Below are 20,974 nucleotides of genomic sequence, written 5' to 3'. Positions count from 1 at the left end.
GCTGGACCCATGCTCGACCTCGCCGTCATTGCAAATTACTGGCCCTACTTCCTGCAAGGGCTCTGGCTGACGATCACGATCTCGCTCAGCGCCGCCGTCCTCGGCTTCGTCATCGCCTTTCCGATGGCGCTGGCGCGCACCGCGCCCTACGCGGTCCTGCGCGCAGGCTCGACCGTCTATGTCGAGGTGCTGCGCAACGTCCCCTTCATCATCCTCGTCTTCCTGTTCTTCTACGGTCTTCCCTTCGCCGGTATTCGCATGCCCGAGCGCGTGGCCGGGACGATCGCGCTCTCGCTCTTCGCCTCGGCCTACTACGCCGAGATCCTGCGTGGCGCGATCGCGTCGATCCCGCGCGGACAGGTAGAGGCGGCGCGCGCCGTCGGCTTCACCTATCCGCAGATCCTGCGCGACGTCATCATTCCGCAGATGTGGAAGTTCGCGCTGCCGCCGATGGCCGGCACCACGACGATGACGGTCAAGGAATCCTCTATCCTCAGCACCATCACGGTCGCCGAGCTGACCTATCAGGGCCTCATCGTGCAGGGCATGACCTTTGCGCCGTTCGAGGTCTTCTTCATGGCCGCCGGCCTCTACTGGGCCTTCACCGCCATCCTCTCGCGGCTGTTCGTGCTCGTCGAGCGTCGCGTGGGCGTCGCCGAAAGCGCAGCTGTCGGCCGCAGCGGTGTCGCGCGGCAGTATCTCTCGCTGGATCACAGGCTGAAATGAGCGCGCTACTCAAGATCAGCGGTCTGAACAAGTCCTACGGGCAGGCCCACATCCTCAAGAACGTCGATCTCGAGGTGAAGGCGGGCGAGGTGCTCGGCGTCATCGGCCGCAGCGGCTGCGGCAAGAGCACGCTGCTTCGCTGCATCAACGGCCTGGAGGCTTTCGACAGCGGCAGCGTCGAGATCGCGGGCCATTTCATCGGTCGCGTGCCGGTAAGCGGCGATCGCTGGCGCCAGCAATCGGGCCGCGAGCTCGCGCCGCTGCGGGCCGAGATCGGCTTCGTCTTTCAGCAGTTCCACCTTTGGACCAACAAAACGGCTATCGAGAACGTTGCCCTCCCCCAGGTTCGCGTCCTGAAGCGAAGCTGGAACGAGGCGAACGAGCGCGCGGCTTCGCTGCTCGACGACCTCGGCCTTGCCGACAAGAAGGGCTCCTATCCCTCGCAGCTTTCCGGCGGCCAGCAGCAGCGTGTCTCGATCGCCCGTGCCCTGGCAATGGAGCCGAAGCTGATGTTGCTCGACGAGCCGACCTCCGCCCTCGACCCCGAACTCGTCGGCGAGGTGCTGAACGCGCTGCAGAAGCTCGTCGCTGCCGGCATGACGATGGTCTGCGTCACACACGAACTCGGTTTCGTGAAAGCCTTCGGGACGCGGCTGATCTTCATGGACCACGGGGAGATCGCAGAGGAAGGCCCCCCGGCCGAACTCCTGAGCGCGCCGCGTTCACAGCGCCTCGCCGCGCTGATTGGCTCGATCCAGCACTGAAGCCGCAAAAGGCGGAGACAAGCGATGCGTACATCCATGCGAGGGGCGGAAGGCCGCCTGAACCGGGGCTTCGTCGGGATCCCGACCTTCTGCCGCGCCGATTATTGCAGCGACCCCGAAGCGCTCGATGCGCGCTTCGCCGTGATCGGGGTGCCCTTCGACGAGGGCTCGCCCTTCGCGCCGGGCTCGCGCTTTGCGCCCCGCTCCATCCGAGAGCATTCGCTGCGCTTCGGCCACCGCGGCATCGTCGACGTCGAGACCGGCGCCACCCATCTCGGCGACCTCGTCCCCTCCGGGGCGCTGGTGGATTTAGGCGATGCCGACGTCGTGCCGTCGAGCGCGGCGCGCACTTTCGCCAATCTCACCCGGACCGTCGAGACTGTTCGCGCGCGCGGCGCGATGCCGATCGTGCTCGGCGGCGATCATGCGACGAGCTTTCCGGTGGTGCGCGGCTTCAGTGAGCCCATCCACGTCGTCCAGCTCGACGCGCATATCGACTACGGCACGTATGACGACGAATTTCGCTACGGCAACGGCCAGGGGTTCCGGCAGATCCACGAGCTGCCGCAGGTCGCCAGCCTCACCCAGATCGGCATCCGCAGCCTGCGCACCAACCCGGCGGACCTGAGGCAGGCGCGCGATGCGGGCAGCCGCATCGTTACGATGGACATGCTGCGCGCGCGCCCGCTCGCGGATGCGCTCGACCATATTCCGGCCGGTGCGCCGTGCTATCTCAGCATCGACATCGATGCCTACGACATGCCGCTGGTGCCCGGTTGCGTATCGGCGGAGCCCGATGGGCTGACCTTCCAGATGATGCGCGAACTCCTCCGGGCGATTGGATCGCGTCTCGACGTGAAGGGCCTGGATCTCGTCGAGGTTAATCCGACGCTCGACGTCGGCACCGGCATCACCTCCTACCTTGCCGCCCTGACCGTCCTGCTCGCCCTGAAGGAAGGCCCGCTTCGGCATTAGCAACCGTACGGACGTCACCTTCGGCCCCGCTGTACCTCAACGGTGCGACGGCCGTAGCTGCGTCGGCGGCACTTTTCAGCAATCGCGCGCCCACTCAAGGGTGCTTGCAAGCAAAAGGGACGAGCAGCCTTAACCATCCTGGCATCCCGCCCCCTTCACTCATCGGCGTGCGGTTGGGACCACGATCCACCGATACGATTTGGATCCCGTACGAAATCCGAGGCTGCTGCCTGCGTCCATAACGCTAGCTCAATGGGCTTTGTATCGGCGAGACGCTGTGAAGTCTGCGCGACGGACCTATGATGCGGCAGACACGTAGCTCTCGCTCGCTCCTACTGTGAAGGTCATCTTCGAGACCGCTTTGAGACGGCGCACGGTCTCGCCGGACATTCCATCATTCTGACGTCCTTGCGATCGGACTGCCCCGCATTTGTATTTGTAGAGAGCGTCTTCGGGTTACCGGCGTGCTTTCGAACTGAAGGGGCTTCTGAAATCGTGCGCCGACTGTCGCCGGACGGGTTAGAGAATCCGTCGATGTAGTGGCCGATCGAGGTGGTCGCGTCGGCGCGGCACTGGATGACGGTGCGCCAGACGAACCCGGCCTTCAGCGTCGTGGAGAAGGTCTCGACCGTAGTCGTTGCCGCCGGCTTGCCTTTGGCAACCCCGAGGACAGGCTCGAGCTGCCCTTGCCCGACATCGAGATGCGGTTGAGGTGTCGACGCAACCCGCCATGGCCAGGACGCGCATGACGAATGGCGGTTGGAGGATTCCTTCATCAGGCTATCCGCCTCGAGAGCTAGCCCCTCATGAATATCTAAAATCGAAAAAGTAAATTTCTTAAATATCTCAGTCGGTCCCATCTTCCTCTCATCGAAAGGCTGACGCGGCGGATCCCAATCGGCCCAACTCAGCCGCGGCCGTTAAGAACCGCGACATGACAAAGGATACGACGATGAAAGTTCTCATGGTGCTGACCTCCCACGACGAGCTCGGCGATACCGGCAAGAAAACCGGCTTCTGGCTGGAGGAGCTTGCGGCCCCCTATTATGTGTTCAAGGATGCCGGGGCCGAGATCACGCTTGCTTCGCCAAAGGGCGGCAAGCCGCCGCTCGACCCCAAGAGCAACGAGCCTAATTTCCAGACAGACACCACCCGTCGCTTCGAGGCCGACGCCGAGGCCAATGCTCAGCTTGCCGCGACCGTGCGCCTCGACAGCGTCGATCAGAAGGATTTTGACACGGTCTTTTATCCTGGCGGCCACGGGCCGATGTGGGACCTGGCGGAAGACCAGAATTCGATCCGACTCATCGAGTCCTTCATAGCAGCCGGCAAGAAGATCGCGCTCGTCTGCCACGCTCCGGGCGTTCTGCATCGGGTGACCAATCCCGACGGCACACCGTTCGTCCAGGGTCGCTACGTCACCGGCTTCACCAACACGGAAGAAGAGGCCGTTGGCCTGGCCAAGGTCGTGCCGTTCCTGGTCGAGGACGAACTGATCAGCCTCGGGGCGGTCTTCTCGAAGGTCAAGGACTGGGGAGTTCACACCGTAGTCGATGGCCAGCTCATCACTGGCCAGAACCCGGCGTCCTCGGCTGAGGCCGCCGAAGCGCTCGTGGCCGCTCTGAAGCAAACGCGGCCGCAGTTCGCCTGAACAGCAATCCCTCAACGTGAGCTGCCGCCGCCCGTGGTCGGCGGTGGCGCCCACGAAGATCGGACCTGTCAGACCGAGGTTGTGGAACCCGCGGCTCAGTCATTTCAACGAATGGAGATGAACATGAACGAAGGCATCGAAAACAAGGTCATCCTGATAACGGGCGGCAGCACGGGTCTCGGCGCAGAGACCGCACGGCTGCTCGCCGCGCGTGGCGCCAAGGTCGCGGTCGCGGCCCGCCGCAAGGACCGGCTGGACGATGTCGTGGCGGAAATCGCCGCAGCTGGTGGCACGGCCAAGGCCTATGCGCTGGACGTCACCGACAAGCGCCAGGTTGAAGCGGTCGTAGCCAGCGTCGTGGCCGATTTCGGCCGCCTCGACGTCCTGATCAACAATGCCGGTCTGATGCCGATCCGCCCCATGTCCGAGGTGAACACCGAGGAATGGGATCAGATGATCGACGTGAACCTGAAAGGTGTTCTCTACGGCATCGCCGCCGCGCTCCCGCGCTTCCTGGCGCAGGAGAGCGGGCACATCATCAACCTCAGCTCAGTGGCCGGCATCAAGGTCTTTGCCCCGGGTGGCACCGTCTACTCTGGCACCAAGTTCGCGGTGAGTGCGATCTCGGAAGGCCTGCGTCAGGAAGTCGGCGACAAGGTACGCGTGACCTCAATCGAACCCGGCGCCGTCGAAAGCGATCTGAAGCTCGGCACATCCGGCACCGCCACGGAGACGGTGCTCGACTTCTACAAGCAGGCAATTCCTGCGTCGTCGATCGCACGCGCGATCGCTTTCGCGATCGAGCAACCGGCGAATGTTGACGTGAACGCCGTCGTGCTGCGGCCGACCAGCCAGCAATTCTGAGCCGGTCCGGTGCGCAGGTACGACCACGCCTGACACCTGAACGAAGTGCGGAGGTCGCACGACCTCCGCACCCGATCATTATCCTGGCCTCTTCCACCGGGATGCTCGCGGCGTCTTGGCAAGTCCCTCTGATGGCCAGAACCCCACACAAGGACTTGCCCTTACCTGCATCGCTCTGGCGAGGTGGACGACGCCAGCCCGAACGGGTTCGAACAGGGCGTTTCGGGAACGCGACCGAGGTTTCTCATCGATTCCTCGCTCGTGAAAGGCATCCTTGCATCAAGCCATACTCAAGCTTCAACGAAGGCCGCTCTCCTGCTTCGCGCTTTCCCTTGCTCTCGCGGCGGCGCCCGTCCCAGGCGAGCAGCGTCGGGGTCAGCAACATCGTGATGACGGTCGAGAATACGAGGCCGCCGACGATGCCTGTGGAGAGCTGTATCCAATACTGCCCGGATGGCGCCCCGAAGAAGGCGTCCCGGTTGATGAAGTCGACGGTCAGCCCGAGCACCATCGGCAGGAGGCCGGTCACGGTCGTTGCGGCCGTCAGGAGAACCGGCCGGAACCGTTCCGTGCCTGCAAGACGCGCAGCCTCGTTCGGCGACAAGCCGCTGGCCCGATGCTCGTTGAAGGCGTCGATCAGGACGATGTTGTTGTTGATCACGATGCCGGCGGCCGCGATCATAGCGATGCCGGTCATCACGATCGCGAAGGGATCCCCGCGCAGCGTCAAGGAGACGAGCACCCCGCCGATCGAGAACAGGATCGCTGAGACGACGACGAGGCTCTGATAGAAGGAGTCGAACTGCGTGACGAAAACCAGGAACATCAGGAACACGGCGAGCAGGAACGCGATCACGAGGAAGGTTCCGGCCTCCTCCTGATCGGCGAGCTCGCCGCCGAACGTCACGGCGACTCCGTCACCGAAATCCGTCTCATCGATCGTCGCGCCGAGCGTTGCCAGTTCGGCGGCGACCGTCGTGCCGGGCGCGACGTTGGCGGTTACCGACTGGACGTTCTGCGAATCCACCCGGTTGATCACGGCGGTGGCCGGGCCGGCCTCCAGACGAACGAAGTTCGTCATCGGGATCAGTCCGCCGTCGGCCTGAATACGCAGGTTCGCCAGCTGAGCGAAGTTGCGCTCGTCCACCGGGTAGCGCAGCACGATGTCGACCTCCTCGTCGGCGAAGCTCGGAAGGAAATTACCGAGCACGACGCCGTTGGTCAGGAGCTGCACCGCCGCGCCGACCGAGGCCATGTCGACACCGTAACGGGCAGCCTGTTCGCGATCGACGATGATCCGCGCCTCCGGCTGGGGCTGCGGTACGTCGCTGGCGACGTCGACGAAACTCCCTTGCTCGGTCATCAGCTGGCGCAGTTGCGCGACAGCCCCGGGCAACGCCGCGCGATCCTCGGCCGATATTTGGATATCGACCGGACGCCCGCTGCCAGGGCCGCCGGACTGCTCTTCGATCTGGACGCTCACGCCGGGAACGGCATTCGCCCGTTCGCGCAACTCGGCGACGATCTCGGACGCCGGTTCCCGCTGGCGCCAGTCGAGAAAATCCACCTGCAGCGTTCCGACCGTATCCGGTGGAAGGCTCTGGCGCAGCCGGTCATCCACCGAGCCGATCGTCCGCGCATAGACGCGCTCGACGCCCGCAGTGCCGATCACCGCGTTCTCGACCAGCGAGACCAGCCGGTCCGCCTCCGCGACCGAGAGGTTTCCTTCGGCGCCGATCTGGATCTGGGCACGCTCGGGCTCGGTGGAGGGGAAGAACTCCACGCCGGGATTGTTGCTCAGCGCAAAGAAGAAGGCGAGGAGAAGGGCGAGGACGCTGATCCCGAGCGCAAGGCCGGGACGGGCGATCGTCGTGTCGAGGACCTTGTCGTAGGCACGTGGGCGCTGTCCCCCCTCGACCGGGGGGGTCGGCGTGCCTCCGGCGGTTACAGAGCCGATCACCGGCACGAAGATCAGCGCCATAGCAAGCGAGACGATCAGCGTGACGATCACGGTGGCCGGCAGGAAGAGCATGAACTGGCCGGCGATGCCGGGCCAGAACAGGAGGGGCACGAAGACGAGGATGGTGGTCGCCGTCGCCGAAATGACCGGCCAGCACATGCGCTGGGCAGCGCGCAGGAACGCCTCGCGCCGGTCGAGGCCGTCGGAGCGGTAGCGCTCGGCGAGCTCCACCACCACCATGGTGCCGTCGATCAGAAGCCCGACCACGAGGATCAGGCCGAACAGGACGACGATGTTGAGCGTGAAGCCGATCGCCCAAATGACGAGGATGCCGCCGAGGAACGATCCGGGGATCGAGAGCGCGACGAGCAGGGATGGGCGGATGCCGAGGCCGATCAGCGTCGTCAGCATAACGAGGAGCACGGCAGCGATGACGTTGTTCTCCAGATCGCCGAGCAGCGTCGTGATGTCGTCCGCCTGGTTCTGGAGATAGGCCACGGTGATCGCCTCCGGCCAGCCGCTTCTCGCGGTCTCCACCACCTGCTGCACCGCTGCGATCGTCTGGATCACGTTGGCACCGGTCGCCCGGCGCACGTCGAGGCCGATGGTCGCCTCGCCGTCGATGCGCGCGAAGGACAGCGGATCCTCGAAGGTTTGTCGAACCTCCGCCACGTCCTGGACACGGATCACCGTGCCCTCCACCGTCTGGACCGGGATGGCGAGAACGTCCGCGATCCCCTCGATGGTCCCTGGCACGGATACGCCGATCCGTCCGCGGCCTGTGTCGAAGGCGCCCGCAGCGATCAGCTGGTTGTTGTTCTGCACCGCTCGCTGGATCTGCGCGTAGGAGAGCCCGTAGGACTGCAGCGCGAGCGGATCGATGATGATCTCCATCAGATCGGCGCGCTCGCCCGAGATATCGACCTCGAGGACGCCCGAGACGGCCTCGATGTCGTCGCGCAGCTGGCGACCGATCGAGATGAGGTCGCGCTCGGGCACCGCTCCCGAAAGAGCCACAGTGATGATCGGGAAGGCCGACAGGTCGACTTCGGTTACCACGGGCTGATCGGCACCGTCCGGCAGGTCGGGGATCGCCTGATCGACCTCGTCGTTGATGTCGAGGAGCGCGCCCCGGTTGTCGATGCCGGGTTCGAACTCCAGGATGATCGAGGCAAAGCCGTCGCTCGCCTGCGCGGTCATCTCGCGAAGGCCCTGGATCGACTGGAGACGGCGCTCCAGCGGCTGGACCATCAGGCGCGCCGAGTCCTCCGCCGAAACGCCCGAATAGGTGACGGTGACGATGAAGAAGGGGATCTCGACTTCCGGGTTCGCCTCTTTCGGGATCGTGACGTAGGCGAGCGTTCCGGCGATCATGATCAGCGCGAGCGTCAGGCAGACGGTGCGCGCGCGGGTGAAGGCGGCAGCGATGATCGCGAGCATTAGCGCGCCTCTTCGTCGCCGTTGCCGCCCGATGAGGCAGCGTCCACCGGCGCGGACGCGTCGAGGCCTGCTTCACCCCGAAGGTACTCCGCGGGCGTTTCGCGGACCGCGACGACCTCGCCGGGCTGCAACCCGCCCTGGCTGATCGTCACCAGACGCGCGCCATCCTCGATGCCGGTGATCCAGATGCCGCCCGCGTCCGCGTTGACGATCTCCATCGGAGCGAACTGGATGCGATCGGCGTCGTCGACGACGTAGACCCCCATTAGTCCTTCGGTGTCGAGCCGCGCGAGCGCCGGCGAGATGTAATGGGCCGAGACCGTCTCGATCGGGATTACCACCTCGGCGCTGATCCCCGACGGAAGGCTCTCGTCGGGGTTGGCGACCTCGACCTCGACCCGGAACGTTCGGGTCGCCGCCTCGGCGATCGGCGAGACGAAGGACACGCGCCCGTCCCGCGTGTCACCGCCGATAAACGAGACACGCGCTGGCATGCCGCTGCGCACGCGGGCGATGTCGCCCTGCTGGACGGTGATGACCGCCAGGAGCGGATCGTTGTCGACGATCTCCAGAACCTCGCCACCGGGCGAGACGTAGGCACCGAGGTCGGCGATCACCCTGTTCACCACACCTGCGATGGGCGCGACCACTTGCGTGTTGGCGATCTCGAGCTCGATCGCCCGCAACTCCGCCCGCGCCGCCTCCAGTTCGGCCATGGTCGTCTGCACGTTGGTCTCCGGGCCGACGCCGCGCTCGAACAGCTGTCGAGCGTTCGCGGCTGCCTGCTCTGCGGTAGTGAGCTGCGCCTGGGCACGCGCCGCACGCGCCTGGCGGTCGTCGGTGGAGAGCCGAGCCAGAACGTCTCCGGCGGCCACGACGGTACCTTGCGAGACGACCTCCTCGACGACACCCTCGACCCGAGCCCGTACCGTCGCGATCTGCGTCGGCTCAACGTCGCCGTAGAGTGTCAGCTCGGTGGTGACCTCGCTCGCCTGGCTGGCGCTCGCCGCGACGCTCGGCAGCGCCCGTTCGGCACGCTGCGGCGGCGTTTCCGGTTCGCGCCCGAACATGCCGCTCCCGATCCAGAAGACGACGAGTGCGACAATCGCCAGGAAGACCAGTGTCGTCGCGTTCAGAAACTTGGAGATCATGATCGTTCCGGCTGGTGGTGAAGGGGCGGTTCGGCAGTTCTGGAGGCGAAACACGCCTCCATTACCCCATTTGTTGGCGTCCCAAGGCCTTGAGAGATGCGCAGCCCTTAGGCATAGATGGCAAAAACATACTAGGTTGCATTATGTGCATGTGCGCACATTGCGCAAGGAGGCATCATGGGAGGCGGCGACCTGCAGGCTGAATTGGCTCTCGCGCTAGAGCGCATTCATCGTCCGGCCTTGGAACGCCAGTTCCCGCGCCTCGCCGGCAAGCTGCACGGGCTGGAGATGACGTTCAGCCAGCTCGTGGCGATCTTCGTCGTCGGAAACGAAGGAGCGCGGACGATCTCCGAGATCGCGGAGATGGTGGACCTCAGTCACAACGCCACCAGCCGGCTGGTGGATCGCCTTGTGCGTATGGAGCTGTTGCAGCGACGGGAGAACCCAAGCGATCGGCGGCAGAAGCTGGTCAGGTTGACCGAGAGGGGAGAAGCGTTCATGCCCGAGGTTCGCGCCGCCGCTCGGGAAGCTTACGGCGAGATGCTGGTGAACGTCCCGGACGAGGACAAGCGTCGCCTTTTGGCCATCTTGCGGGAGATCGAAACGTACCTTCCCCAGGCGGAGATCTCACCAACGCTTCCGCCGCACCGCAGATCGTACGATTAGGGTCTCCCGCCTTGATGCCGCCGAATGTGACCTACGCGCGCGAAGGCCGTCCTATCAGCGATAAATGCACGGACGAAAGGCTTCACGACCCCGGCCGACAGAACTCGTCTCGGAGGTCTTGCGTGGGCTCGACGACGTCTTCGCGGAACGCGGATACACGTTGATCCTCGGCAATTTGGATCTTGACGACGATCGACGCCGCAACCTCGTCGATCTCATGCTGTCGGGCCGGGTGGAAGGAGCGATCATCCTGTCCGGAACGGTCGCCGCCAGCCGCGCTTCGAACTCGGCCAGGGCGGGACTCGCATGCTGCTCGACCAGATCGGGGGAGAAGCCGACCCGCGTCTCGAACGTCAGCGCTTCCCCTGCACTCTTGAACTGAGGGCCTCGACTGGTCCCCCGCTTCGTACGCCAAGCAACTGAACTGGCGAACGGTCTGCCTCGAATTTGCCGAACCGACGCTGCGGCTTGCCCTTGAAAGGCTCCTCTTTCCCGGGGCAAGTCCACGGGCCGCGGATGAGAGGGCGGGGCAGGTTCGCTTCACGAACTCGAAGCTCCAGTCCGAATGTCATTCAGAAAGGCTAACCAGCACCGCCTCTGCGATCTCGATCAGGGAACCGGTTGCGCCGAAGGGCCATAGTCGCGCTCCGATGGGGACGACGCCTCCGGCAGCGACCACGGGCAGGAGAGGCCATACCGCGCTGGCGGCAAGTTCGGCGGGTTCTCGCTCGTCCATAAGAAGAAAGCGCGTTTCCGGAGAGAGACCTGCGAGGTCTTCCAGTCCCATCGTCGTGAACCCGAACGGCTCGGTCGTGCCGGCCATGGCCGGCTCAAGGCCGATGCGCGCCAGCGCCTGAATCACCGCGGAATTGGCTGTGAAGATGCGAAGACGGGCAACGCCGGACAGCGGCTGGGCGAGCACCACCCGCAGTCCCGCAAGGCCGCCTGCCTGTGCCCTTTCACGCAATTGCTCCAGACGGAGGTGGAAATTGCCGAGGAGGTGCTCCGCCTCGCGCTCCCGGCCGAGCACGCTGCCGACGAAGCCGGTGGCGTCCAGAACGGCACCGAAGAAGTCGAAATCGGCGGGCTGGTCCGGCACGAGATGTGTCGGCGCGATGGCTGATAATTGTCCCTCGATCGCGCTGTGGCGGTGCGTGCTGGCCAGGATCGTTTCCGGACGAAGGCGCAGGAGCGCTTCGAGGCTGGGCTGCTGCCGGCGCCCGAGATCGACGGCCTCGCGGAGTTCACTCGCGCCGATGCCGACCCATTGTTCGTAGCCCTGCCGCTCGGCAAGACCGAGCGGCGGCACGCCAAGAAGGAACGCGATCTCGGCCGAAGACCATTCCAGTGCCGCAACGCGGGGAGCGGGCCTGTCTTGGGACAAAGCGGGCCGCTGGGAAGCCAGGGCGCCCAGCGCCCCGGCGATCATCGTTCGTCGGGTGAGGCTGATCACCACTTGACGCTGGCTGTCGCGATCACCGAGCGGCCGGGACCGTAATAGCACTGCGTGGAGATGTTGCAGCCGGCGACATAGTCCTCGTCGCCGAGATTGGTGGCGTTCACCTGAAGGCTGAGATTGTTGATCTCGTAGCGCGCGAAGGCGTCGGCCAGCGTGTAGGAGGGAACAAAGAACGTATTCGCGTCGTCGCCTGCCGTCTCGCCGATCCTGCGAACGCCGCCGCCGATCTTCAGCTCGCCGGGCACGGCCTCGGGCAGGGGCACGTCGTAGGAGAGGAAGATCGACTGCTGCTGCTTGGGAACGGTATAGGGCATGTTGCCCTCGCGTCCCGCCGTCCGGCTGCGGGTGATCTCCGGTTCCTGGAACGTCAGTCCGGCGATCACGTCCAGCCGTTCGAAGAGCCGCGCGGTAGCCTCCACTTCGACGCCGCGCACCCGCACCTCATCGGTCTGGTAATAGACGCCGGCCGTGCGATTGACGACGTTCTGCTGCGTGGCCTCGAAAGCCGAAACGGTCAGCGAGTAGGGCAGCTCAAGTGGCGCGAACTTCAAGCCGGCCTCGATCAGTTCGCCGGTGGTCGGCTTGAGCGGCACGTCGGCCAGCGTCAGCACAGGCTGGAAGGAGGTGGAGTAAAGGGCATAGGGCGTGATGCCGTTGTCGAACACGTAGGCAGCGCCGATGCGGCCGGTGAACTCGTTCGGGTCCTGTGTGTAGGAGGTCGTGACACCGCTGGTCAGCGCGGTCGAATCCGACTCGATCTCCGCGAAATCCTGGCGGATGCCCGCCGTCACGCGCAGGCGGCCCCATTCGATCTGGTCCTGAAGATAGACGCCGGTCTGGCGCTGCACCTGCTGGAGCCGGTTCGTGGCCGGCTGGGGAGCGATCGGGCTGTCGTACCGGGGATCGAAGAGGTCCTGCCGGAAGCCCGTCGTCGAGCCGGTGCTGTTGTCAAGTTTTTGCCACTGCAGGTCGACGCCGGCGAGCAGCGTGTGGGCTACGGCGCCGGTGTGGAAGCGATACTCGGCGTTGGTGTCGAGCGCCAGCGCGTCCAGGGTGGGATGGGCCCTGTAGTTCATGCGCGTGATCGTGCGCTCGTCGGGGAGGATGCCGCGCGTGAACAGGTTGTCATAGGCGACGTCGAGATGCGAGTATCGGAAGTTCTGGCGGACCGTTATCTCGTTTTCGAACCGGTGTTCGAACCGATAGCCGACATAGCCCGTGTCTTTCTCATAGGTGGCATTGTGCGGATCGCCGTCCGAGAAGTCCCGGGGAATGGTGAGGCCCAGACTGTTGGGATAGACGCTGCCGAGCGCCGGAACGATCGCTCCCACCTGGCCGAGGTCGTCGCGCATGAAGGCGCCGTAGAGCGTGAAGCTCGTATCCGCGTCCGGCTTGTAGGATATGGATGGACTGATCGCGAAGCGGTCGTTCTTACCCAGATAGATGTCGGTGTCAGCGTCGCGCCATACGCCCATCAGGCGATAGGTCAGCGTCTTGTCTTCGTTCAGCGGGCCGGTGACGTCGAAGCCCACCTCCTTCTGGCTGTTGGTGCCGAAGCGTGTGTAGACTTCGCCGCCCGCCGTCGCCTGCGGGTCCTTCGAGATCATATTGACCACGCCGCCGACATTGGTCTGGCCGAAAAGCGCCGAGTTCGGCCCGCGCAGCACTTCCACCCGGTTCAGGAAGAACGGCTCGATGCGAAAGCCCGCATAGCCGCCCGTCTGGTTGGCGATCTGGGGCACGCGAAGCCCGTCGAGATAGAGATCGGCGGGAAAGCCGCGAACGGTGAAATAGTCGGAGCGCGGATCGTTGCCGTAGCGCTGGGCATTGACACCGGTAGTGTAGAGCATGCTGTCGGCGACGCTCTGCACCGCCCGGTCGTCCATCGAGTCGCGCGTGATCACCGAGATCGACTGAGGCGTCTCGGAAATCGGCGTCGAGGTCTTCGTGGCCGAGGCGCTGGTACGTGCTAGGTAGCCATCAGGGTTCGAGCGGGGTCCTTCTGCGCCGACACCCCCTTCACCACTCTCGGCTCCCACCGCGATCACGACCGGATCGAGAACCACGACGGACTGGCTCGTCTGGGCAAAGGCACCCGAAACGCCGATGAGCAGCGCGCCGCAAGCAGCGGAAGCCGCGTATGCGACCCGCGCGGTTGCGGTGGTTTGCACCGGCGCACGATGCCGGCATTCGTAGTTTGCGCGTCCCGCCATGTTCCAGCCCCTCTGCCGCATCAGCCCAAACCTGAAGCCGGGCTCGAAATCCGCGCGATAACTAGACTTTTCAGGTCAACTTTGTCAGGTCAAAGAAGGGCGGGTTCGGGCCGATAACAGGCCCGTTCGGCGACAAGACCGCGAAAAGCCGCACAATGGGCCAGTTGCGCGCTTTGACATCGTCGGAGTGGGTGCCCAAGGAGCCGGAGCAAACGCGATGATGCAACACAACTCCTCAGGCGCCGAAGCGCAAAACAACGGCTGGACGAAACCGGAGGCCGCCGCGACCGCGCAGCCTGGCGCCGTGCGGCTGCAAGCGCTCGATCTTCAAACCGTTCCTCGTCCCGTCGCGGTCATGACCCGGGACTATGAGCAAACCATGGATTTCGGCTGGCACAGCCACCGTCGCGGCCAGTTTCTGAAATGCGAGGACGGCTTCCTGACCGCGCGCATCCTGAGCGCGTCCTTCATCATCCCGGCGGGATACGGGCTTCTCATCGCACCCGACCGGCCGCACGCGGTCAAGGCTCACGGTCCGGTACGCTTCAGTTCCGTCTACATCGAACCCGAGACCAGGCCCGAACTCGCTTGGGAACCGGCGCGCGTGGTCAACTGTTCCCCGCTGCTCTCGGCCGCGATAGCGGCGCTTCTGGACGAGCCGGTGGAATACGACGAGGGCGGACGCGGCGCTCATCTCGCCGCTCTGATCCTCAGCGAGATCGCACGTGCTCGCGAAGGCGCCTTTGCGCTTCCTGAGCCGGCCGACCGCCGACTTCAGCTCCTGTGCCGCGAAATCTCCGCCGATCCTGCCATCGACCTCGACATCGACGGCTGGGCGAACCGGATCGGCATGAGCCGCCGCACCATGACCCGCCATTTCCGCACGGAGACGGGCATGAGCTTCGCCGAATGGCGGCGACGCCTGCGCGTCGCCCATGTCCTGCGTCTGAAGGCCGAGGGCGGACGGTTGGAGGAGATCGCTGCCCGCGTGGGTTATCGGAGCGTTTCCGCCCTGCGCGCTGTGCTTCGCGAGGCGTTCTCGTGAGTTCTCCGGCGCTTCTGGCGCGCGACCTGCGCATGCGCTTCGGCCCGGTGGAGGCGCTGAGCGGCGTTTCGATCGAGATTGCGCCCGGCCGCATCACCGCCTTCTGCGGCGCCAACGGCTCGGGCAAATCGACCCTGCTGCGCTGCCTTTGCGGGCTCGAAAGCGGCTTCGAAGGCGAAGTGCGCCTCGGGACACTTGCGCTGGGCGAGATTTCCGCGCGCGATCTCGCCCGCCAGATCGCTGTGGTGGGGCAGAACCCGCTGACCCCGGCCGGCCTCCTGGTGCACGAGCTCGTGGAGCAAGGGCGCTTCCCGCACCGGCGCTGGCTTTCGCGTCGCAGCGATGGCGACCGCGCGGCCGTAACCCGGGCGATGCAGGCCATGGACCTCGAGGCGCTGGCCGCGCGGCCCGTGGAGGCGCTCTCGGGCGGTGAGCGCCAGCGCGCCTTCATCGCCATGGCGCTGGCGCAGGAGCCACGCATCCTCTTTCTCGACGAGCCGACGAGTTTTCTGGATCTGCGCCATCAAGCCGAGCTTCTGGCGCTGCTTCGCCGCCTCAACCGCAGAGACGGGCTGACCATCGTCACGGTGCTGCACGACCTGAATCAGGTGATGGACTTCGCCGACGCGGTGGTGCTTATGGAGCGCGGACGTATCCTCGCCAGCGGCGATCCCCGCGATACGCTGAGTGCGCAGAGGCTCGGCCAGGCCTTCGGCTGCAAACTCGACATCGTGCCGCACCCGGTCCACGGGAGGCCCTTCTGCGTGGTGGACTGGCGGGGCGGCGAGGCGACGGAGCCTCTCGCGTGACGTCGGGGCCGAGGCAGGGGCGGCGCGCGACCGCGCCCGGACCGGTGACGCTATTTCTCCTCGGCCTTCTGGCGCTTGCGGGGTTTGCTCCGATCGCCCTCCTCGCCGGCACCGATCTCCTCGACGCTTCCGACCTCGTCGCCGCCTTCGCGCGCCCGCCGGGCATCGAACAGGCGGTGCTGGAAACGTTGCGCCTGCCGCGCCTTTGCGCTGCGATCCTCGTGGGCGCTGCGCTCGGCGTAGCGGGGGCGCTGATGCAGACCGTCCTGCGCAACCCGCTCGCCGCACCCGACATCGTCGCGGTCACGAGCGGCGCGCAGCTCGCGCTGGTCGCCGGGACGCTTCTCTTCCCGTTGGCGGTGCCGAGCCTCGCCCTGACGGTGCCGGGGGGTGTGTGCGGCTGCCTCCTGTGCCTTCTGGCGGCGGGCGGGCCGCGCGCCTCCCCCATGCGCATCGCCCTCGCAGGCGTCGCGGTCTCCCTGGCGCTCGGCGCGCTCTCCTCGGCCATCATCCTGTTCGCGGACGATCGAGCGTCGGGCCTCGTCCTGTGGACCGCCGGGCTACTCGACCAGACGGGCTGGACGAAGCTTTTGCTCACCGCGCCAGCCATCGCCGCGGGCCTACTCATCGCCTTGGCTCTCATCCCCCAGCTCGACCTGATGATGCTGGGCGAGGAAACGGCGCGTTCGCTTGGCCTCACCCGCGCGGCCGCCTTTGCCAGCCTCGCTGCGGCTATCCTCCTGTCGGGAGCGGCGGTCTCGCTCGCCGGGCCGATCGGATTCGCGGGTCTTGCCGCACCGCATGTCGCGCGAGCCCTCGCCGGCGCACGCCATATCCACGTGATCCCTCTTTCGGCGCTGGGCGGAGCACTTTTCCTGGTGCTGGCGGATATACTGGCGCTCAATCTCGGCCCCCGCGTCGCAACCGGAGCCGTTGTCGCCTGCCTTGGCGCGCCCGCCATGATCGTCGTGGTGTTGCGAATGCGCGCGAACAATCAGGCTGCACCGGAGCGCACGGGGATTTCGTCATGGCGCTGGTCCGCCCGGCGCCTTCTTCCGGCACTTGTGGGCATTCTTCTTCTCGTAGCGCTTGCGGGCCTCGCCTTTGGCGACGGCGTGGCAGGCTCATGGGCGGAATTCGGGCTTCTTGCCGGGCTGCGCCTTCCGCGCGTCCTCGCGGCGGCAGGCGCCGGAGCGCTTCTAGCGCTTGCTGGAACCCTTCTCCAAGCCGCGACACGCAACCCGCTGGCCGGCCCCGAAACGCTGGGCCTTACGCAGGGAGCGGCGCTTTTTAGCCTTTTCGCGCTGCTGGCGGGCGTCGTGCCGGGCTCGCTCCTCTTTCTTCTCGTGACGCTGCTTGGCTCGCTTCTCGTCGTCGCGCTTCTGCTCACCCTGAAGGTGGAGCGCGACGCACAGCGGCTTGTCCTCGGTGGTCTGGCGATGGCTGCCGGCTTCGGCGCGCTGGGCACTGTGCTGGTGCTGAAGGCGGACCTTCAGATGGCGCAGGCGCTCTCTTGGCTTGCAGGCTCCACTCATGGCCGCACCATGCCAGCGGCAGTCGCGCTTCTGATCTGGCTCCTCGCCGCAGCGTTCGCCGGGGCGGCACTCCACGCGAGGCTCGACCTCCTCCTCTTCGGGGAAGACAGCGCGCACTCTCTAGGCCTGCCGGTTTCGCGCGCGCGCCTTGCGGCAGTGGCCGCTGCGGCCCTGGCGACTGCGATCGCTGTCGCCGCCGCCGGGGCGATCGGCTTCGTCGGCCTTCTTGCGCCCCACGCCGCAAGGCTGATGGGGGCCCCTCGGCACGGTCTGCTTTTGCCTGCGGCCGCCATAACTGGCGCAGTGCTCGGGATTCTCGCGGATCTCGCCGGGCGAAGTCTTTTCGCTCCCTACGAATTGCCGGCTGGAATCGTCTCTGCGCTCATCGGTGCGCCGGTACTCGCCTTACTACTCCGTCGTGGATTTTAAGCCTCGTACTCGACCGGCGTGCCGAGTGCATCATAGTATCGATGAAAGCTCCGATCCCGGATCGCAACTTCGAGAACGTGCGATAGGATCGCGATCTCTCGAAGTGCCGTCGCGGGCCTGACCGTTTGGAGACGCTCGTCACGGTAGGCAGCAAAGTCTTACGCTGCCAGACCGATCAGCGTCCGGTGTCCGACGTCATGCCGGAGAAGCACGTCGATGCGTTGATGCTCCTGTTCTCTGCCACGCTTCGTTGGGGTGACCTCGCGCTGGTAACGCTCGAGGAGATCGTGAAGCGTAGTACTTTCGAGGATCGCCGTGTCTGGCGCAGCACCGAACCGATCAACCTGCGTTTCCCGGGCGCGCGCCCAGCGTTCGGCTTCGGTTTTCGTGTCGAAGGACTTGGCTCTCGGGTTCATCCCCCGGCGGCGCACCTGCGCTTGCCAGCGTCCCCTGAGCTTTCCGATCGTCGCCACTGCAATCTCCAGTGGTTCCTGACGATCGCGTAGGACGCCCTGGGAGGAGCGCCAAGGTTTATCCGGGCGTTCTCGAGCTACGCCAGTCAAGTGACGACACCGCTTGCACCTGCACCATCTCTCGCGGAGAGTGGCCACGGGCATCATGTGATGGATGAGGGTCAAATGCACTGCAAACGCAAGGCAACGCAGTCTCTACATGTTCGCGAGATTGCCCAGATCGGCGCTATGCTGCTCTTCGCCCCGACCATCGCAGCTTCGGCGCAAGAGAGCACTTACTTGCACGCTGAGGAAACGATCGGCACGGTCGAGCAGGTCTACAACGGCACGCTCCTTCCCGACGAAGCGGTCTCGACCTTCCGGAACATCGATCGTCTCTTTCCGACCCGCGCCATTGCGGCAGGCGATGACCCGCGTGAACTGCCGATGGCAGAACAATCGCTGGGCAGTGTCGAATTCGACGTCGATGGTGAGACCTACGACCTCTACGACTTCATGGCTCTCGACAACATCACCGCCCTTCTCGTCTTGAAGGACGGCGAGATCGCCTACGAGACCTACCAGCGCGGCAACACGCCGGAAACCCGATGGATGTCGATGTCGGTGGCGAAGTCAATCACGTCGACCCTTGCCGCGGTCGCAATCAAAGAGGGTCTTATCGACGGGCTGGATGCTCCGGTCACCGACTACGTCGAGGCGTTGGAAGGCAGCGCATACGACGGCGTGACGGTCAAAGATGTGCTGATGATGTCATCCGGCGTCCAGTGGAACGAGACCTACACCGACCCGTCTTCGGATCGACGAGCGCTCCTCGATGCGCAGATCGCCCAGCGTCCGGGATCGGCGATGGAGATCATGGCTGGACTGCCTCGTGCAGCCGAACCGGGCACGGTCAACAACTACAGCACCGGCGAAACACAGGTCCTCGGCGAGATCGTGCGCGGCGCCGTCGGCAAGCCGCTGGCGGAGTATCTTTCCGAAAAGATCTGGGTTCCCTATGGGATGGAAGCGGACGCCAGCTGGTGGCTGGATTCGCCCGATGGCGTCGAGATCGGCGGAAGCGGCATCAGTGCCACGTTGCGGGACTATGGGCGCTTCGGTCTCTTCTTTCTGAAAGACGGCGAGATTGACGGAGCATCGATTCTCCCCGAGGGTTGGACCCAGGAGGCCGCCGGGCCGACGACGCTGAAGGATGGCACCGAGCTTGAATACGGCTACATGTGGTGGACGGGCTGGACCGAGCCAGCCATCGCCGATGGAGCCTATGCCGCAATCGGGATCCAAGGGCAGAACATCTACATCAACCCGGCGAAGAACGTCGTGATAGTTACCTTCGGCGCGCAGCCGAAGCCGACCGGCAAAGAGCCGATCGATCCGCTGGTCTTCTTCGACGCTGTCGCCGCAGCGTTGGAGTAGCCAACGCCGATCGACATTGCAGCGAGCATCAACCAGATGCGGTGTGATCTGGCTCTCCCTCGTATTGCAACCTCGACTTGTCTATAATCAGTGGCGATGTGTAAACACCGAGGGTTTCGCGTGCGTCGGCGTGCGTCTCCTGTTTTGTTTTGTCGTCATGCTGGTCGCGGTCACGAGCGCCCCGTCAGCGCCGAAACCCAAACATTTGGCCCGTTCTCGAATCGACGATGGCCAGCCGAACGTCATTCGCCTGGATGGCTACATCGGTGGCGGTGATGCGCTGAACTTCCGCCGCGCGCTCACGGCGGCACCCGATGCCGAACTAGTCGTGTTGAACAGCGACGGCGGCTTGGTCGCGATGGGACTGCTGATCGCGGACGACATCCATTCGCGGAACCTCTCGACCTTGATCCCGACCGGCTCCAGCTGTTACTCGGCGTGCTCGCTGATCTTCCTCGCTGGTGCCGAGCGCCAAGCTGACGGAGAGCTCGGAGTTCATCAGATCTCGTCCGGCTCCGGCGACCTTGTCAGCGCCCAGCTTTCGATCTCCGACATCCTCGATGTCCTGAACCACTTCGACACGCCGATCGAGGTTCTGACGATCATGTTCCGGACCCCGCCCGAAGACATGTATGTTTTCACGGCGGCCGAGATCGAGCGTTACGGCATCAATCGTAGGCGCGGCGAAACAACCCCGTCGACGCCCGTCGCGTCGGTCGAGCCGGCCGATAGCGAGGAGGTGAAGAGCGCGATTGAAGCTGCGGAGATCGTGCCGGACACTCCCAACCGCGCGAGCCCCAGCCTCGGCGACGCGTCGGTCTCACGACTGTCAGCGATCGAGGATTACGCACGCCGGCCGAACCGGATGGCGCTCTACAGCGGACTGGACTTCTTCGGTGAGGACATCGCGTCAAGGCGCGTCGCCAACGCACCGGCCTGCGCGGTCGAGTGCCTGACGGCTGGCGACCAGTGTAAGGCCTTCACGTTCAACACGGACGAGCGCGTGGCACGCGGCCCGAACTGCTTCCTGAAATCGCGGCGAGGCACCGCGGACGGCAATCTCGTCGCGATCTCCGGCGAACTGCTGCGCGCCAGCGATCCGGACCCTCGTTCGGTCACGATGGGTATCATCGATCCGAAAGCCGGAATCTTCGAGGACATCGACATTCCCGGCGGCGACCTGTCAAACCGCTCTTACGGTGGCGCGACCACGCCGCAGCAATGTCGCCTCGCCTGTGTCGCCAACGACAGATGCGTCGCCTTCACTTTCGTGAAGCGCAAGTCCGAATGCTGGCTGAAGGGCACGGTTGAGCAGCCGCGATCCATGGAGGGCATGGTCAGCGGTGCAAAGTCGCTCGAGGTGTTCGAAGCGACGATGATCGAGTTGGATTGAAGTCA

16 protein-coding genes and 1 pseudogene are annotated in these 20,974 nt (G+C 65.1%); 11 read left to right on the top strand and 6 right to left on the bottom strand.

What is annotated here, in order from left to right; genetic code table 11:
* The first annotated feature begins 9 nt into the window (after nucleotides 1-9).
* Genes H1343_RS03035 through H1343_RS03025 form a run of 3 tightly spaced genes read left to right on the top strand, consistent with a single transcriptional unit; the run spans nucleotide 10 to nucleotide 2,465 of the window.
* Nucleotides 10-726 (top strand): amino acid ABC transporter permease, encoded by a 717-nt coding sequence (locus H1343_RS03035; RefSeq protein ID WP_185984493.1) that lies wholly within the window; start codon nucleotides 10-12, stop codon nucleotides 724-726.
* Nucleotides 723-1,490, top strand: coding sequence for an amino acid ABC transporter ATP-binding protein (locus tag H1343_RS03030; RefSeq protein WP_185984492.1), 768 nt, complete (start codon nucleotides 723-725; stop codon nucleotides 1,488-1,490). Before H1343_RS03035 ends, H1343_RS03030 begins: the two co-directional genes overlap by 4 nt.
* A 24-nt stretch (nucleotides 1,491-1,514) precedes the next feature.
* Nucleotides 1,515-2,465, top strand: a complete 951-nt coding sequence (locus H1343_RS03025; protein ID WP_185984491.1) for an arginase family protein — start codon at nucleotides 1,515-1,517, stop codon at nucleotides 2,463-2,465.
* A 344-nt stretch (nucleotides 2,466-2,809) separates the two neighbouring features.
* On the opposite strand, the gene H1343_RS17175 is transcribed toward H1343_RS03025, so the two are convergent.
* A complete protein-coding gene (locus H1343_RS17175) occupies nucleotides 2,810-3,325 on the bottom strand; it encodes a hypothetical protein (protein WP_185984490.1) in 516 nt (171 codons plus the stop codon).
* A gap of 92 nt (nucleotides 3,326-3,417) precedes the next feature.
* Here H1343_RS17175 and H1343_RS03015 point away from each other — a divergent pair, with 92 nt between their 5' ends.
* Together H1343_RS03015 and H1343_RS03010 are read left to right on the top strand one after the other, a co-directional pair.
* Entirely contained in the window at nucleotides 3,418-4,116 is a 699-nt protein-coding gene (locus H1343_RS03015) for a type 1 glutamine amidotransferase domain-containing protein (protein WP_185984489.1), read from the top strand.
* Nucleotides 4,117-4,239: 123 nt separating this feature from the next.
* On the top strand, nucleotides 4,240-4,980 hold the full coding sequence (locus tag H1343_RS03010; RefSeq protein ID WP_185984488.1) for an SDR family oxidoreductase: 741 nt from the start codon (nucleotides 4,240-4,242) through the stop codon (nucleotides 4,978-4,980).
* Nucleotides 4,981-5,224: 244 nt separating this feature from the next.
* Here H1343_RS03010 and H1343_RS03005 read toward each other — a convergent pair whose 3' ends face one another.
* A complete protein-coding gene (locus tag H1343_RS03005) occupies nucleotides 5,225-8,380 on the bottom strand; it encodes an efflux RND transporter permease subunit (protein WP_185984487.1) in 3,156 nt (1,051 codons plus the stop codon).
* The gene (locus tag H1343_RS03000) at nucleotides 8,380-9,531 is read right to left on the bottom strand and encodes an efflux RND transporter periplasmic adaptor subunit (RefSeq protein ID WP_185984486.1); all 1,152 of its coding nucleotides are present in this window, start codon (nucleotides 9,529-9,531) and stop codon (nucleotides 8,380-8,382) included. The genes H1343_RS03005 and H1343_RS03000 overlap by 1 nt, the downstream gene beginning before the upstream one ends.
* Nucleotides 9,532-9,708: 177 nt before the next feature.
* Between H1343_RS03000 and H1343_RS02995 the strand changes: the two genes are divergently transcribed.
* Nucleotides 9,709-10,197, top strand: a complete 489-nt coding sequence (locus H1343_RS02995) for a MarR family winged helix-turn-helix transcriptional regulator (protein ID WP_185984485.1) — start codon at nucleotides 9,709-9,711, stop codon at nucleotides 10,195-10,197.
* A 568-nt stretch (nucleotides 10,198-10,765) separates the two neighbouring features.
* Here the strand turns inward: H1343_RS02995 and H1343_RS02990 are convergent.
* Both H1343_RS02990 and H1343_RS02985 read right to left on the bottom strand, forming a co-directional pair.
* Complete coding sequence (locus H1343_RS02990; RefSeq protein WP_210270068.1) at nucleotides 10,766-11,581, bottom strand: ABC transporter substrate-binding protein; 816 nt, start codon at nucleotides 11,579-11,581, stop codon at nucleotides 10,766-10,768.
* Between the two features lie 65 nt (nucleotides 11,582-11,646).
* Nucleotides 11,647-13,869 carry a TonB-dependent siderophore receptor gene (locus tag H1343_RS02985; protein WP_185984483.1) on the bottom strand — a complete coding sequence of 741 codons (2,223 nt, stop codon included), beginning with the start codon at nucleotides 13,867-13,869 and terminating at the stop codon, nucleotides 11,647-11,649.
* A 217-nt stretch (nucleotides 13,870-14,086) separates the two neighbouring features.
* Here H1343_RS02985 and H1343_RS02980 point away from each other — a divergent pair, with 217 nt between their 5' ends.
* Genes H1343_RS02980 through H1343_RS02970 form a run of 3 tightly spaced genes read left to right on the top strand, consistent with a single transcriptional unit; the run spans nucleotide 14,087 to nucleotide 17,687 of the window.
* Entirely contained in the window at nucleotides 14,087-14,914 is an 828-nt protein-coding gene (locus H1343_RS02980; RefSeq protein ID WP_246333270.1) for an AraC family transcriptional regulator, read from the top strand.
* Nucleotides 14,911-15,723: an ABC transporter ATP-binding protein gene (locus H1343_RS02975; RefSeq protein ID WP_246333268.1), complete on the top strand. Its 813-nt coding sequence runs from the start codon at nucleotides 14,911-14,913 to the stop codon at nucleotides 15,721-15,723. Before H1343_RS02980 ends, H1343_RS02975 begins: the two co-directional genes overlap by 4 nt.
* Complete coding sequence (locus H1343_RS02970; RefSeq protein ID WP_185984482.1) at nucleotides 15,720-17,687, top strand: iron ABC transporter permease; 1,968 nt, start codon at nucleotides 15,720-15,722, stop codon at nucleotides 17,685-17,687. Before H1343_RS02975 ends, H1343_RS02970 begins: the two co-directional genes overlap by 4 nt.
* A 53-nt stretch (nucleotides 17,688-17,740) precedes the next feature.
* Here H1343_RS02970 and H1343_RS16930 read toward each other — a convergent pair.
* A pseudogene (locus tag H1343_RS16930) lies at nucleotides 17,741-18,160 on the bottom strand (site-specific integrase); the annotation flags it as partial.
* 150 nt (nucleotides 18,161-18,310) lie between these two features.
* Between H1343_RS16930 and H1343_RS02960 the strand changes: the two are divergent.
* Nucleotides 18,311-19,576 (top strand): serine hydrolase domain-containing protein, encoded by a 1,266-nt coding sequence (locus tag H1343_RS02960; protein ID WP_246333266.1) that lies wholly within the window; start codon nucleotides 18,311-18,313, stop codon nucleotides 19,574-19,576.
* A 43-nt stretch (nucleotides 19,577-19,619) separates the two neighbouring features.
* Complete coding sequence (locus H1343_RS02955) at nucleotides 19,620-20,969, top strand: PAN domain-containing protein (RefSeq protein ID WP_246333264.1); 1,350 nt, start codon at nucleotides 19,620-19,622, stop codon at nucleotides 20,967-20,969.
* The last annotated feature ends 5 nt before the right edge of the window (nucleotides 20,970-20,974 follow it).

It is taken from the genome of Aureimonas mangrovi, assembly GCF_014058705.1.
Classification (GTDB): Bacteria; Pseudomonadota; Alphaproteobacteria; order Rhizobiales; family Rhizobiaceae; genus Aureimonas; species Aureimonas mangrovi.
This window is presented reverse-complemented; position numbering and strand designations above follow the sequence as displayed.

Excerpts from the sequence above, each read along its gene's own strand:
- H1343_RS17175 (WP_185984490.1), bottom strand. The coding sequence starts at position 3,325 with ATGGGACCGACTGAGATATTTAAGAAATTTACTTTTTCGATTTTAGAT.
- H1343_RS02995 (WP_185984485.1), top strand. The coding sequence starts at position 9,709 with ATGGGAGGCGGCGACCTGCAGGCTGAATTGGCTCTCGCGCTAGAGCGC.
- H1343_RS02980 (WP_246333270.1), top strand. The coding sequence starts at position 14,087 with ATGATGCAACACAACTCCTCAGGCGCCGAAGCGCAAAACAACGGCTGG.
- H1343_RS03035 (WP_185984493.1), top strand. The coding sequence starts at position 10 with ATGCTCGACCTCGCCGTCATTGCAAATTACTGGCCCTACTTCCTGCAA.
- H1343_RS03025 (WP_185984491.1), top strand. The coding sequence starts at position 1,515 with ATGCGTACATCCATGCGAGGGGCGGAAGGCCGCCTGAACCGGGGCTTC.
- H1343_RS03000 (WP_185984486.1), bottom strand. The coding sequence starts at position 9,531 with ATGATCTCCAAGTTTCTGAACGCGACGACACTGGTCTTCCTGGCGATT.
- H1343_RS02960 (WP_246333266.1), top strand. The coding sequence starts at position 18,311 with ATGGATGAGGGTCAAATGCACTGCAAACGCAAGGCAACGCAGTCTCTA.
- H1343_RS03010 (WP_185984488.1), top strand. The coding sequence starts at position 4,240 with ATGAACGAAGGCATCGAAAACAAGGTCATCCTGATAACGGGCGGCAGC.
- H1343_RS03030 (WP_185984492.1), top strand. The coding sequence starts at position 723 with ATGAGCGCGCTACTCAAGATCAGCGGTCTGAACAAGTCCTACGGGCAG.
- H1343_RS02985 (WP_185984483.1), bottom strand. The coding sequence starts at position 13,869 with ATGGCGGGACGCGCAAACTACGAATGCCGGCATCGTGCGCCGGTGCAA.
- H1343_RS03015 (WP_185984489.1), top strand. The coding sequence starts at position 3,418 with ATGAAAGTTCTCATGGTGCTGACCTCCCACGACGAGCTCGGCGATACC.
- H1343_RS03005 (WP_185984487.1), bottom strand. The coding sequence starts at position 8,380 with ATGCTCGCGATCATCGCTGCCGCCTTCACCCGCGCGCGCACCGTCTGC.